The organism is Enterococcus sp. DIV0806c (assembly GCF_051710905.1).
Classification (GTDB): domain Bacteria; phylum Bacillota; class Bacilli; order Lactobacillales; family Enterococcaceae; genus Enterococcus_B; species Enterococcus_B mundtii.
The window spans coordinates 998,947-1,012,534 of record NZ_JBIOLO010000001.1 but is presented as its reverse complement, the minus strand read 5'-3'; the positions used below and the strand labels follow the sequence as shown (position 1 = coordinate 1,012,534).

At 38.2% G+C, this 13,588-nt stretch carries 12 protein-coding genes; 3 read left to right on the top strand and 9 right to left on the bottom strand.

The annotated features are described in order from the left end of the window. Positions 1-64 precede the first annotated feature (64 nt). Together ptsP and IGK77_RS04740 are read right to left on the bottom strand one after the other, a co-directional pair. Positions 65-1,792 (bottom strand): phosphoenolpyruvate--protein phosphotransferase, encoded by a 1,728-nt coding sequence (gene ptsP, locus IGK77_RS04745; protein WP_019723966.1) that lies wholly within the window; start codon positions 1,790-1,792, stop codon positions 65-67. Further along, the gene (locus tag IGK77_RS04740) at positions 1,792-2,058 is read right to left on the bottom strand and encodes a phosphocarrier protein HPr (RefSeq protein WP_002287602.1); all 267 of its coding nucleotides are present in this window, start codon (positions 2,056-2,058) and stop codon (positions 1,792-1,794) included. The genes ptsP and IGK77_RS04740 overlap by 1 nt, the downstream gene beginning before the upstream one ends. 544 nt (positions 2,059-2,602) lie before the next feature. On the opposite strand from IGK77_RS04740, the gene IGK77_RS04735 reads away from it, so the two are divergent. Both IGK77_RS04735 and IGK77_RS04730 read left to right on the top strand, forming a co-directional pair. Further along, positions 2,603-4,840, top strand: coding sequence for an ATP-dependent Clp protease ATP-binding subunit (locus tag IGK77_RS04735; RefSeq protein WP_071865992.1), 2,238 nt, complete (start codon positions 2,603-2,605; stop codon positions 4,838-4,840). A gap of 194 nt (positions 4,841-5,034) precedes the next feature. Beyond that, a complete protein-coding gene (locus IGK77_RS04730; RefSeq protein ID WP_071865991.1) occupies positions 5,035-5,355 on the top strand; it encodes a DUF1827 family protein in 321 nt (106 codons plus the stop codon). 21 nt (positions 5,356-5,376) lie between these two features. Here IGK77_RS04730 and IGK77_RS04725 read toward each other — a convergent pair whose 3' ends face one another. The 4 genes from IGK77_RS04725 to IGK77_RS04710 form a co-directional block, all read right to left on the bottom strand. Then, entirely contained in the window at positions 5,377-5,598 is a 222-nt protein-coding gene (locus IGK77_RS04725) for a flagellar motor switch protein (protein WP_071865990.1), read from the bottom strand. Positions 5,599-5,842: 244 nt separating this feature from the next. Then, positions 5,843-7,423 (bottom strand): peptide chain release factor 3, encoded by a 1,581-nt coding sequence (locus IGK77_RS04720; RefSeq protein ID WP_071865989.1) that lies wholly within the window; start codon positions 7,421-7,423, stop codon positions 5,843-5,845. A 245-nt stretch (positions 7,424-7,668) separates the two neighbouring features. Further along, positions 7,669-9,045, bottom strand: a complete 1,377-nt coding sequence (locus IGK77_RS04715) for a hemolysin family protein (RefSeq protein WP_071865988.1) — start codon at positions 9,043-9,045, stop codon at positions 7,669-7,671. 126 nt (positions 9,046-9,171) lie between these two features. After that, positions 9,172-10,296 (bottom strand): AI-2E family transporter, encoded by a 1,125-nt coding sequence (locus IGK77_RS04710; RefSeq protein WP_071865987.1) that lies wholly within the window; start codon positions 10,294-10,296, stop codon positions 9,172-9,174. Positions 10,297-10,431: 135 nt separating this feature from the next. Here IGK77_RS04710 and IGK77_RS04705 point away from each other — a divergent pair, with 135 nt between their 5' ends. Further along, the gene (locus IGK77_RS04705; RefSeq protein WP_019722746.1) at positions 10,432-10,866 is read left to right on the top strand and encodes a GNAT family N-acetyltransferase; all 435 of its coding nucleotides are present in this window, start codon (positions 10,432-10,434) and stop codon (positions 10,864-10,866) included. Between the two features lie 60 nt (positions 10,867-10,926). Here the strand turns inward: IGK77_RS04705 and ntdP are convergent, their stop codons facing one another. From ntdP to recX, 3 genes are all read right to left on the bottom strand, one after another. Continuing rightward, positions 10,927-11,460 (bottom strand): nucleoside tri-diphosphate phosphatase, encoded by a 534-nt coding sequence (gene ntdP, locus IGK77_RS04700; RefSeq protein ID WP_010735893.1) that lies wholly within the window; start codon positions 11,458-11,460, stop codon positions 10,927-10,929. A 92-nt stretch (positions 11,461-11,552) separates the two neighbouring features. Beyond that, the gene (gene mutY / locus IGK77_RS04695) at positions 11,553-12,737 is read right to left on the bottom strand and encodes an A/G-specific adenine glycosylase (protein WP_071865986.1); all 1,185 of its coding nucleotides are present in this window, start codon (positions 12,735-12,737) and stop codon (positions 11,553-11,555) included. Next, a complete protein-coding gene (gene recX / locus IGK77_RS04690) occupies positions 12,730-13,530 on the bottom strand; it encodes a recombination regulator RecX (protein ID WP_071865985.1) in 801 nt (266 codons plus the stop codon). Before recX ends, mutY begins: the two co-directional genes overlap by 8 nt. Positions 13,531-13,588: the final 58 nt, after the last annotated feature.

Sequence of the window (13,588 nt, the reverse complement as noted above, 5' to 3'; positions counted from 1 at the left end):
TTTATTTATTATTGCAAGAAGACAAAAAAACAGGCACAGCAAAATACTGTGCCTGTTCTGAAAATCAAGCTAGATATTCATTGACAAGTTCTACGACTTCTTCCATTGTATCGCACTCATTTAGGGCACGATCCGCTAGTTCCGCCATTTTGCTTGTATCTAAACGTTTCATCAAGCTACGTGTTTTTAAGATCGATGTTGCACTCATTGAGAACTCATCTAATCCCATACCTACTAGTAAAGGAACAGCCATTTGATCGCCGGCCATTTCTCCACACATACCAGCCCATTTACCTTCAGCATGTGCTGCATCAATGACGTTTTTGATCAAACGTAGAATTGATGGGTTGTATGGTTGGTACAAGTATGAAACACGTTCGTTCATACGGTCAGCTGCCATTGTGTATTGGATCAAGTCGTTTGTTCCTACTGAGAAGAAGTCTACTTCTTTAGCAAATTTATCCGCAATAACGGCTGCAGCTGGAATCTCGATCATGATCCCTACTTGGATCGAATCAGAGACTTCAATGCCTTCATTTACTAATTTTTGTTTTTCTTCTTCAAAGATTGCTTTTGCACCACGGAATTCTTTTAGTGTAGCAACCATTGGGAACATGATACGCAAGTTTCCATGTACAGAGGCACGTAATAACGCACGCATTTGCGTACGGAACATATCGTCCCCTTGTTCTGACAAGCTGATACGTAATGCACGGTATCCTAAGAAAGGATTCATTTCATGCGGCAATTGCAAGTATGGTAATTCTTTATCTCCACCGATATCCATTGTACGAACAACGACAGGTTTTCCTTCCATTCCTTCCAATACTGCTTTGTAAGCAACGTATTGGTCTTCTTCAGTAGGAAAATCTGGTGAATCCATATAAAGGAATTCAGTACGATAAAGTCCAACTGCTTCACCACCATTGTTGTGTACACCAACTAAATCTTTAGGTGTACCAATGTTGGCTGCTAATTCAAAGTGTTTGCCATCGGCAGTCACTGTCTCAGCATGTTTCAGTTTTTCCCATTCTGCTTTTTGTGCAGCATAATCTGCACCGATTTTTTCAAATTCGGCTTTTTGTTCTGCTGTTGGCTCAATGACTACATCGCCTTCGATCCCATTAACAGCTAACATTACGCCTTCTTTTACCTTCGCAGTGATTTCTTTTGTTCCAACGATTGCTGGAATTTCAAGAGAACGAGCCATGATTGCAGAATGCGATGTACGTCCACCGATATCTGTTACAAAAGCTTTTACGAAGTTACGATCTAATTGAGCAGTGTCACTTGGTGTCAAATCATGCGCCACGACAACAACTTCTTCATTGATCATTGAAGGGTTTGGTAAAGTCACACCTAGAAGATGTGCTAAAATACGTTTTGCAACGTCACGAATATCTGCTGCACGTTCTTGCATGTAAGCATTATCTTCCATTGCTTCGAACATACCGATATACATATCCGTTACTTCTTTAAGAGCTGATTCAGCATTTACACTGTTATCTTTGATGTTTTGTTTGATTTGACCTATCATTTCAGGATCTGAAAGAACCATTAAATGTGCGTCAAATACTTGCGCTTCTGCTTCACCTAAGCTTTGCGCTGCTTTTTCACGAATTTGTTGTAATTCTTCAGTTGATTTTGCTAAAGCATCATCTAAGCGAGCTTCTTCAGCTGAAGTATCCTCAACTGTCGTCTTACTGAATGATAAATCCGGTTGAACTAGCAGGTAAGCTTTTGCAACGGCTACTCCGTCACTAGCGGCGATCCCTTTTAGCATTTCAACCATTATTCAGATAAGCCTTCTTTCTTCATTGTTTCAACGATAGCTGCCATAGCGTCAGCTTCGTCAGCACCTTCAGCAGTGATAGTAACGTCAGAACCTTGACCTACACCTAAAGACATAACGCCCATGATAGATTTTAAGTTTACTGATTTACCTTTATACTCTAAGTTTACATCAGAGTTAAATTTGCTTGCTGTTTGTACTAATAGTGTAGCTGGACGTGCGTGGATCCCAGTTTCTGCTACTACGTGAAATTCTTTCTTTTCCATATTAATCGGTCTCCTTTAAGTGAGTGTTGTTTTTATGTGAGGGTTTTCTTTTTTAGCAATCCATGATAGAACTAATCAGATGAACCCTTTCATCTGTAAAGATTACCATTTTTTTTCCTTAGATACAACAGTTTTCATTTAAATTGAGAGAAAATCCAGTAAACTATTCTGTAGAACTGTTTCATGTGTAGTTACGATTATTCCTGTTTTAATAAATTCCATGTTTTTTTATATCTAATAAACCGTCTCGCCCCTCAGTGATTGTCGAGTGGTTGAACCATTCATGAGATTTTAGCTATATTCCCCTACAGATTCGACGACAACTTGAGACTCGTACCCAAATGTTTTGTCACATTGCCTGAACAAAAGAATCAATTGCTTGCGTCTATTCAAAAAATTAGTATAATAAAATTAAATGGTCAGTAATGGTCAACAAGGTATGACTTTTATAAGGTTTGTTAATCGAGTGTTATTCTTTTACCCAAAGATAGGCGCGATGTAAAATAGACTTAATGACCAATGTTTGAAAGGACGTGAATGTTTTATGCTTTGTCAAAACTGTGGAAAAAATGAAGCAACGATTCACTTGTATGCGACTGTCAATGGCCAACGTACACAACTTGACTATTGTCAGAGCTGTTACCAAAAAATCAAAAATCAGCAAAATGGAGGTCTAACAAGTATGGCCCAAAATGATCCATTTGGCTTTGGGAGTCTGGACGATCTGTTTCGTTCGATGTCTCGTCAAATGCAACAACAAGGAAATTATGAACAAACTCCCCCTACTCAATTTGGTGGGAACAACAACTTCAATGGTGGACAACCTCCACAAGGACCCGCTTCAGATGGTCTTTTAGGCGAATACGGTATCAATATCACAGAAGAAGCGCGCCAAGGTGAAATCGATCCAGTCATCGGTCGAGATGATGAAATCAAGCGCGTGATCGAAATCTTGAATCGCCGTACAAAGAACAACCCTGTATTGATCGGGGAACCAGGTGTCGGTAAAACGGCTGTGGTTGAAGGACTCGCTCAAAAAATCGTTGATGGCGATGTTCCACAAAAATTACTAGATAAAGAAGTAATTCGTTTAGATGTTGTTTCACTTGTCCAAGGCACAGGAATCAGAGGACAATTTGAAGAACGGATGCAAAAACTGATTGAAGAAATCAGACAAGCAGAAAATGTCATTTTATTTATAGATGAAGTTCATGAAATCGTTGGGGCTGGTTCAGCTGGTGATGGTAACATGGATGCCGGAAATATATTAAAACCCGCGTTAGCTCGTGGCGAATTACAAATGGTTGGGGCAACAACATTGAATGAATACCGAATCATTGAAAAAGATGCTGCGTTAGAGCGCCGGATGCAACCTGTTCGTGTCGATGAACCTTCTGTAGATGAAACAATCAGTATTTTACAAGGATTGCAAAAGCGCTATGAAGACTACCATCACGTCAAATATACAGATGCTGCGATCGAAGCTGCGGCTAGATTGTCCAATCGTTATATCCAAGATCGCTTTTTACCGGATAAAGCCATTGATTTACTGGATGAAACAGGATCTAAGAAAAACTTGACGATCCAAATCGTTGATCCAAAAATGATCGAAAAGAAATTAGAAGAAGCGGAAGAACAAAAGTTGTTGGCTTCTAAAGAAGAAGATTTCGAAAAAGCAGCTTATTATCGCGATCAAATCAATAAATTGAAAAAAATGCAAGAACGTCAACTTTCAGAAGAAGAAATCCCAGTGATCTCTGAGAAAGACATGGAAAAAATCGTTGAACAACGGACAGGCATCCCTGTTGGTGAATTAAAAGAAAAAGAACAAACCCAATTGAAAAACTTAGCAGACGACTTGAAAAAACATGTGATTGGGCAAGATAATGCGGTTGATCGGGTAGCCAAAGCCATTCGTCGTAATCGAGTTGGTTTAAGTAAGAAAAACCGTCCAATTGGTTCTTTCTTATTTGTTGGTCCTACTGGTGTTGGTAAGACAGAATTAGCGAAGCAACTAGCCTACGAATTATTTGGATCTGAAGAGTCAATGATTCGTTTCGATATGTCAGAATACATGGAAAAACACAGTGTCGCAAAATTGATTGGTTCTCCTCCAGGCTATGTCGGCTATGAAGAAGCTGGTCAATTGACTGAAAAAGTACGTAGAAATCCGTATAGTTTGGTTTTGCTTGATGAAGTAGAAAAAGCACATCCAGATGTCTTACACATGTTCCTACAAATCTTAGATGATGGACGTTTAACCGATGCGCAAGGTCGTACAGTCAGCTTCAAAGACACGATCATCATCATGACAAGTAATGCAGGAACTGGAAAAGTAGAAGCCAATGTTGGCTTTGGTGCTGCTCGTGAAGGTGTGACTCGTTCTGTCTTGAATCAATTGAATAACTATTTCACACCAGAATTCTTGAATCGTTTTGATGGAATCATCGAGTTCAGTGCTTTATCAAAAGAAAACTTGATGACGATCGTTACTCTCATGCTTGATGATGTCAACCAATTGTTGGCGGCTCAACAATTACATGTGGACGTTCCTACGAATGTCAAAGAAAAGCTGGTTGATCTTGGTTACGATCCAGCAATGGGTGCCCGACCATTACGTCGGACGATCCAAGAACAAATTGAAGACGGCATTGCCGAATTCTATCTTGATCATCCAACGATCTCAGATCTTAAAGCAAAATTAGATAAAGACGACAAAATCGTCATTACGTCTAAACCTGAACGTTTAGTCAAAGAAGCAAACAACGAATCGACAGAATAATTCCATATTGGAATGGTAGTAAAAATCGAGCGGAGAGTTTGCCACTCTCCGCTTTTGTTTTTATTTTTGGAAAAGAAAGTAACGATTTTTTCTCTTCCATTCAATTTTAAGAAGACAAAATGCTGTTCATTTTACTAAAAAAAAATTATAATTAATGTAAGTTATTTCTTAAATACATAAGAGAGGTGAGCGCCATGAAACTAGTTAATGTAACAAACAGCCATTCACGATTAGTTTTGAATCAGTTGGAAAATACAGATGCACATATGGTCAAGGTGTATACCGCAGGAAATACAACCGTTATTTATACAGAAGCTCCTGAGCACAACGAAATCGTTCTGATGAATGAAAATCGCAATATCCAACCAAAGGAAATTGAAGAAATCCAACACTACTTCTTAAAAAAAATCCATGACGCTGAGTACCATCCTGAAGACATCCAAGTGATCGAGTTACCGGGATTAGTAGAAATCTCTATTCCAAAAAGAAATTTAGATGCACCAATTGCTATGTAGATATAAAAACTAAATCATGAATCAAAAGGGTTTTGTCGACGGCACTTGGCATTCCCTTTTTTTCTTTTTCCTATTTCCAACTTCCCTCCCCTTTACAGGTCGATCCGCTTGGATGATCGAGCGGATTTCTTTGACGATCCGTTCATTTTTTTCCCAGTTCTCAATATCCAACATTTGACATACTCGACGCATTTTTGCTTTTTTTCTTTCAATACGCTGTTTTTTTTCGATTTCTGTTTCCATTTGTTCCCTACTTTCTTTGCTTATTTTATATATACATACGCAAAAATATTCTAATCTATTTTTTTATTTGATTATAATTGATTTTTTCAAAATAACCAAAAAAACGTTAAAATCCAAAACAAACACACGACAATTCACTGAAAACATGAATCGCCGTGTGTTTGTTTTTTATTTATATGCTAAATGAATATTTTTAAGCTTTATGTTAAAAATAAAGCAACTGACGAGTAACGAGAATCACTGATTACATCAAACTTTTTAATTTTACGTTTGGATACTTGTCAGCAAACCAACGCTCTGCAAACTGGTTCTCAAATAAGAATAGCGGTTGATCAAAGCGATCTCTCGCTAAGATATTACGACTCGAACTCATTTTCTCATCCAGATCTTCTGGCTCGATCCAACGAGCAATCTTGTTACCCATTGGCGACATGATCACTTCTGCATTGTACTCATTCAACATCCGATATTGGAAAACTTCAAATTGCAATTGTCCAACAGCCCCGATGATGTATTCTTCAGTCACATAGGTTTTATATAATTGGATGGCACCTTCTTGTACCAATTGATTGATTCCTTTGTGGAATGATTTTTGTTTCATCACATTTTTAGCCGTTACTTTCATGAAAAGCTCAGGCGTAAATGAAGGTAATTCTTCATAAGCTACTTTTAGTTTTCCTTCATATAATGTGTCGCCGATTTGATAGTTTCCGGTATCATATACACCAATGATATCTCCTGCTACAGCATTTTCAACGTTTTCTCTGGCATCTGCCATAAACTGCGTGACATTACTCAATTTCAATTTTTTGTTCGTCCGTTCCAATGAAACGTCCATTCCACGTTCAAAAGTCCCTGAGCAAATCCGTACAAATGCAATACGATCTCGGTGAGCTGGATTCATATTGGCTTGGATCTTAAAGACGAAACCAGAAAACTCTTGTTCATAAGGGCTGACTACTTGATCTTCACGGGTTTTGTGTCCGTAAGGAGATGGCGCCAAATCAACGAATGTTTCTAAAAACGTCTGAACACCGAAATTAGTCAAAGCTGAACCAAAAAATACTGGCGTCTGCTCTCCTCGTGCAATTTTTTCTTCATTAAAGGAATCCCCGGCTTCTTTTAACAGCTCTACTTCTTCTAATACTTGCTCGTACAATGAATTATTTCTTAGGGGATGATTTTCTGGCAAGTGGCCCTCTTCATCTAATTGAGCTAAGCGTTCATCTTGATAATTCTCAGGACGATAGAATTCTACTCGGTTATGATGGATATCGTATAATCCTTCCAATCCTTTACCCATACCAATTGGCCAATTCATTGGGCAAGATTCGATATCTAATAACTCTTCTAATTCTTCTAATAGATCAAGCGGTTCTCGACCATCTCGGTCCAACTTATTGATAAAAGTGAAAATAGGGATACCTCTTCTTTTAACTACTTGGAAAAGTTTTTTGGTTTGTGCCTCGATCCCTTTTGCACTATCAATGACCATGACTGCACTATCGACAGCCATCAACGTACGATACGTATCTTCTGAGAAGTCTTCATGCCCAGGTGTGTCTAGAATATTGACTCTTTTACCGTGATAATCAAATTGCATCACGGAACTAGTAACAGAAATCCCACGTTGTTTTTCGATTTCCATCCAGTCAGATTTTGCAAAATTACCTGTTTTCTTCCCTTTGACCGTTCCTGCTTGGCGAATCGCACCACCGAATAAAAGCAGTTGTTCGGTGATCGTTGTTTTCCCTGCATCCGGATGGGAAATGATCGCAAATGTGCGTCGATTGTCCACTTGCTGTTTTAATTCTGGATTGTTCATAAATTTACTCCATTCTTCATTTGTCTATTGCTTCATAAAAGAGAACCCCTTCGACTATTCGATAGTTCCTCTATCCTTTTCTTCAACTCAAATAGTATAGCATGGATCTTCAATTTGAAAAAGTAAGCGAAACAGTTTTACTTTTTCTTTTCATTCGATATCTCCAAAAAAAGAACAGATACATCACTTCATACAGCAAGTGATATATCCGCTCTTTGTTTCGTTAAAAGATCATCGAAGGTGCTTTATCTTCGAGGTTCGTCATCTTCAAAATCTTTTTTGAAATAGCGACGTTCTTCTTCAGGTTCAGCTTCTATTTCTTCTGGATCATGGAAGATCACACGAATTTTAAGTACTCTTGAACCTTCCATTTCTTCAGAAATCAAGGTAATATTTTCAACATCAAATGAAAGTTTTTCTCCTTCATCGGGAATCATACCTAAAGCTGTGATCAAATAGCCGGCCATCGTATCCACATCACTCATGTGAAGATTACTTTCAAACGCCTCATTAAATTCATCGATCAACATGCGACCTTGGATGATATACTCATAGTCACCGACTTGTTCGTAGAGATTTTCTACTTCGTCTGACTCATCATCGATTTCTCCAACGATTTCTTCAAGTAAGTCTTCTAATGTCGCTAAACCTACGACTCCCCCATATTCGTCTAACAGGATCGCCATTTGATTTTGTGTTTTTTTCATTTCATATAATAGATCATCAATAAAAATCGTTTCTGGAACAAAAAGTGGTTCCTGAATGATTTTTTTGATTTCTAAGTGTTCAAACCCAAATTTATGGGCAGCTTTTAATAAATTTTTCGTATGAAGAATTCCAACAACTTTATCTTTGTCTTCATTATAAACAGGAATTCTTGAGTAATTCTCCGATAGTACTTCGTTGACATTTTCTTCAATGGAGTCATTAATGTCGATCATAAAAGCATCTGTTCGAGGAACCATTACTTCCCTTGCAACTTTTGTGTCTAAGGAAAAGACACCTTGAAGCATTTCCAACTCTTCGTTGTTCAATACCCCTTCGTTTTCAAGCATATACCGCATTTCGTCGCGGGTCATCTTTGAATCTTCATCATCAAAAGTCATTGGTGTTATCCGTGCCAACAAGCTGGTAGATGCAGACAATAGCCATACGAAAGGTTTCGCTACGACACCAATCATTCGGATCATACCTGAGGTAAAATTCGCTACCTCTTCTGATTTATTCAAAGCGATCCTTTTCGGGTATAATTCTCCAAAAACAATCGAAACATAGGTCAAAATAGCCAGTACGATAATATTTGCAATACTTCTTGCTGCGGCACCGCCACCTAATAGTGGGGCTAATCTTACGGATAAAGTATTAGCTAAAGATGCACCAGATAAAATATTGACCAAAGTGATTCCTACTTGGATAGTTGATAGGAAGTTATTTGGGTTCTGCAATATTTTTAAAAGCTTTTTAGATTTAACATCTCCTTCTTCCGCTTTTTGTTCGATCCGATTTTTATTGATCGATACAACTGCAATTTCGGAAGCTGCTAAAAAAGCATTGATCAATGTCAAAATGATCAATAATAAAATTTGCGCTAACAGCGACTGACTCTCAGGGTCAGCATTCATAATCGCATTCTCTCCTTATTCATTTATATTTTTATTTTTTTAAAGAAAAAAACGTGGCTAAAGGTAGCCACGTTAAAATGGTATCATAAAGCGATTTTCTTTGCAATAAAAATAGCCATTCGATCATTAAGATTCAAGAGTCGTCGCTATTTTTTTCTTGTTCTCGTTTTGTTTATCTTCTTTTACGATCTTGACAACATAAGAAATGATTGTTTTACAGATCGCATAAAAAGGTACACCCAGAAAAATCCCAAGTAATCCGGCAATGTTTCCTGCAACAAGTAGAACGATAATGATCGTTAGTGGATGGATCTTCAATGATTTACCAATGACATTCGGATAAATGATATTTCCGTCTAGTTGCTGAACGATCAAAACGACCACACAACACAGCAATGCTTTGAATGGATCATTGAATACTGTCACTAAAAAGGCAGGAGCTAAACCTAAATATGGGCCTAAATAAGGAATGAGGTTGGTCAAACCAGCAATTACTCCGAAAAGGAAGGCGTAATCTACGCCTAATGCAAAATAACCTAGAAAGGTGAATGTACCAACGAATAAGCATTCAATTGCTTGGCCACTAATATAATTAGCTAACGTTTTATTCAACTGTCCTAACAATTCAACGATTTGCTCTCTTCGTTTTTCTGGGAAGAAACGTTTGATGTTTGGTACAAGTTTTTCGCCATCTTTCAACATGTAAAACAAGATGAACGGCGCGGTAATAATAACGATGGTCGCTGAAGCAATCGTTCCAACGATCGAACCTAAGCTATTAGACAAGCCACTCAGAAATTGTTGGATGATCGTGCCATATGAAATATCCAATTGCTCAAAATATTTATTGATATCGACATCTTTGAATACGGACCATTGCGCAACTTCTGCTAACCAAGTCTCTACTTGGCGAATAAAGTTCGGCGTGTTAGAGGCCAAGGAAGATATTTGTTGGACTAAACTTGGGATAACACTTAACAAGATCCAGACCAGAGCGGCAACTAACAATAACAGTACAATTGCTACTGCCCAGATCCGTTTTATTTTTGTTTTCATCAATAATCCAACGATTGGATTCAAAATATAATACAAAAAACCAGCAATCAAAACTGGTGCAAATAATGTGGAGAAGAATGTCCCGATTGGTTGGAAGACAAAGCTGATTTTCGAGGAGACTAAGATCAATGTTGCTAAAATCAACAATTCGAATGACCAGAACATCAACTTTGATTGTTTTAACTTATCGAACAAATAATTCACTTCTTTCCTTTTTTATGATAGTATATAACATTCTTTTGAAAAAATCTGTTATTTTTGATTTTATTTTATGCACTTTCCATTCCGATCACTTTACAGTATACTACTGAAAAGAAAGGTGGCTGTTTGATGAAAGTAGTTCATACAAAAGATACGATGAGTCCGATCTATCTCGATGCTGTACGTATCAGAAACCAAGTCTTCGTTGTCGAGCAAGGTGTTCCCTTTGAGAGAGAAATCGATCAGGATGAGGCACATTGTATCCATTTCGTCCTTTATACAGATGCACAGGAGGCGCAAGGTACTGTTCGTTTACTGCCACTCGAAAATGGCCAGATAAAAGTCCAACGTATGGCGATCCTTGCTGAATACCGTCAACAAGGTTTGGGGCAAGTCTTGCTAAGAGAAGCAGAGGCTTTTGCTAAAAACCAAGGCTTTGATACGATAAAATTAGGCGCTCAACTGACCGCTATTCCTTTTTACGAGAAGCTTGATTATCAAGCCTACGGTGAAGTCTTCGAAGATGCGGGCATCCAACATCTCAACATGAAAAAAAACTTGTGAAGCATCCAAGTAAAAACAGTAAGCAAGATGAAGATTCCTTCACTTACTTACTGTTTTCGTTTACTTTTGCGACAATTGCTTGTAACGGTCATACCAAATATCAATATAGCCTTCTGAGAATGGGCCATCTCCATTATTGATCCAGTCAACCAAAATCTTCACGTTCTCTTTTAAAATGAAGTCAATATCACTTGGATAATTCATCATTTGACTATGCATTTCATATTCATCGACATCTAACAAGCGCTTCTCGCCATCAGGAAAAACCTTGATATCTAAGTCATAATCAATATATTTTAATGCTTCATCATCTAATAAAAAAGGTGAAGCCAGATTACAATAATAGGAAACCCCCTTTTCTCTGATCATTGCTATTACATTGAACCAGTATTTTTTGTGAAAGTATACAATCGCTGGTTCTCGCGTCACCCAACGTCGTCCATCAGACTCTGTTACAAGAGTATGATCATTGACACCGATCATTGAATGTTCGCTTGTTTTCAATACCATGGTATCGCGCCACGTTCGATGCAATTTGCCGTCGTGTTTATAACTTTGGATCGTTACAAACTCTCCTTCTTTTGGAACTCCCATCGCAATCCTTCCTTAGCAACATTTTGTGCTTTGTGTTGGGGTGTTCATTACACCGACATCGTAATTATTATAGCAATAAAAATCATCTTTGCCTAGAAAGGATTACTATTGTTTCGATTTTTATCCAACTGCTGGATGAGCTTCATTTGCACTTTTGGGAAAACTACTTGTTCAAATGCTTCTGGTATCAGCCACTGCGTCTGTTTGCCAGTCTCAGATAGGTCTTTTTCAGTCTTAGGCAACCGACCATAAAATAATAAAACATGCCATTTCAAATGACTGAAGATATGCGTCACTTCCCCTAAGTGACGTTTTTGCCATACGACTTTGTCCGCATGAGCAAAAGGCAATACTGAAGCACCATCTTCAGCGACTAAAACCTCATCGAATAAACTGATTTCGTTCTTAGGTTGCCAGTCTGTTTCTAGTTTTTCGTATACCTCTTTCGTTACTTCTACCATCGGAAATGTCCACATATCAGCCAGTAATTTTTGTTGATCTCGTTGTTCAAAATAAAAAGCACTTTCTGCGTTTTCAATCGCGGCACAAACATAATAAACATCTCGCGGCTTTGCTTTTTTTGTTTTGACAGGATAGGCGGTTTGAATCCCTTTTTCTTTTGCTAAACAAAAAGCTTGGATCGGGCATTCCTCACATTTAGGCGAGGTCGGCGTGCAGATTGCTGAGCCAAGATCCATCAATGCTTGATTGAACTCACCCGGATGCTCTTCGTCAATGATTTTCCGCATGGCTTGATCAAATACTTTGCGACTTGATGCTTTCGCAATATCTTCTTCAATACAGAACAGCCGACTAACCACACGCATGACATTTCCATCGATCGCTGGTTCAGGTACCCCAAAAGCAATACTTGCGATTGCCCCTGTCGTATAAGGACCGATCCCTTTTAATGTACTGATTTCTTCCGGTGTTTGTGGCATCTTTCCGTCAAAATCTTCCATGATTTGTTTTGCAGCAGCTTGAATATTTCTGGCCCTCGAGTAGTAACCTAAGCCTTCCCAAGCTTTCAACAGTTTTTCTTCAGGTGCTTGCGCCAACGCTTCGATGGTTGGGAACCACTCCATAAAGCGATAAAAATAATCAATGACTGTATCGACTCTGGTTTGTTGCAACATGATTTCTGATATCCAAATACGATAAGGGTCTTGATTATAACGCCAAGGGAGATTTCTCTTTTCAAGCTCATACCATTCAATAAAACGTTCTTGAAATTCTTTTGTTTTTTCTAAGGACCAGTTTTCCCATTCTCTACTCACTTGCTTCTTCTTCCTTTTCTAAAATAAAGCGCTGGATCATCTCAAAATCAAAGCCTTTTTGATAGAGACTCTGCTTTACTTTCATCTTTCTCTTCTGAGGTTCAAAGCGACTATTCTTACGCCAGATTTTCTCCCCTTGTTGTACTAAAAGCTCGTATTCAGCTTCTGGATCGGTTTCTTGGGGTAATGTTTGCATCGCTTCTTGGATCACATCATTGGTAAATCCTTTTGTCATCAACTTCTGTTGGATATTCCGTAATAGATCCTTTTGACTTTTGGCACGATTTTTTTCATAAGTCTTTTCTGCTGTTTGTCGCGCATTTTCTACTTGCTCGTCAAATGGATACTGGCTTAAAGACTGCTCGATCACTTCTGGTGATAGCCCTTTTTGTTGCATTTGTTGTGCCAATTTTTTTGGTCCTTTGTCACTCAAACGCATATTCGTACGGACGTAACTTTCACCAAATGTCAGATCGTCAATCAGGCCTAATTCTTTTAATTTTTCAACGATTTTATGACGGTCTTCTTGTCCTATTTCTTTGTCTTTTAAATAGATCCGAATTTCTTTTTCCGTTCTTAGTTGATAACTCAAATAATTCAATGCTTGCTGTAAGCCAAAATCATAACCTGTACTCTTTTTGATTTCAGCTAATTTATCTTCTGTCAATTCTTGTCCTTTTAATAAACGATAGCGTACTAAAATATCTTCTGATACTTGTAGTGTTTCGCCATCTGACAGATCAATCTGATAAAAAGGCCCCTTGCCTTTACTGATTCTTGCAATAGAAAGCAAACTATCCCTCCTCGAACATATATTCCTATCATAACATAGAAAATCCCCAACTTTCGCT

Excerpts from the sequence above, each read along its gene's own strand:
- ptsP (WP_019723966.1), bottom strand. The coding sequence starts at position 1,792 with ATGGTTGAAATGCTAAAAGGGATCGCCGCTAGTGACGGAGTAGCCGTT.
- IGK77_RS04725 (WP_071865990.1), bottom strand. The coding sequence starts at position 5,598 with ATGGAAACAGAAATCGAAAAAAAACAGCGTATTGAAAGAAAAAAAGCA.
- IGK77_RS04705 (WP_019722746.1), top strand. The coding sequence starts at position 10,432 with ATGAAAGTAGTTCATACAAAAGATACGATGAGTCCGATCTATCTCGAT.
- IGK77_RS04715 (WP_071865988.1), bottom strand. The coding sequence starts at position 9,045 with ATGAATGCTGACCCTGAGAGTCAGTCGCTGTTAGCGCAAATTTTATTA.
- IGK77_RS04730 (WP_071865991.1), top strand. The coding sequence starts at position 5,035 with ATGAAACTAGTTAATGTAACAAACAGCCATTCACGATTAGTTTTGAAT.
- IGK77_RS04740 (WP_002287602.1), bottom strand. The coding sequence starts at position 2,058 with ATGGAAAAGAAAGAATTTCACGTAGTAGCAGAAACTGGGATCCACGCA.
- ntdP (WP_010735893.1), bottom strand. The coding sequence starts at position 11,460 with ATGGGAGTTCCAAAAGAAGGAGAGTTTGTAACGATCCAAAGTTATAAA.
- IGK77_RS04735 (WP_071865992.1), top strand. The coding sequence starts at position 2,603 with ATGCTTTGTCAAAACTGTGGAAAAAATGAAGCAACGATTCACTTGTAT.
- IGK77_RS04720 (WP_071865989.1), bottom strand. The coding sequence starts at position 7,423 with ATGAACAATCCAGAATTAAAACAGCAAGTGGACAATCGACGCACATTT.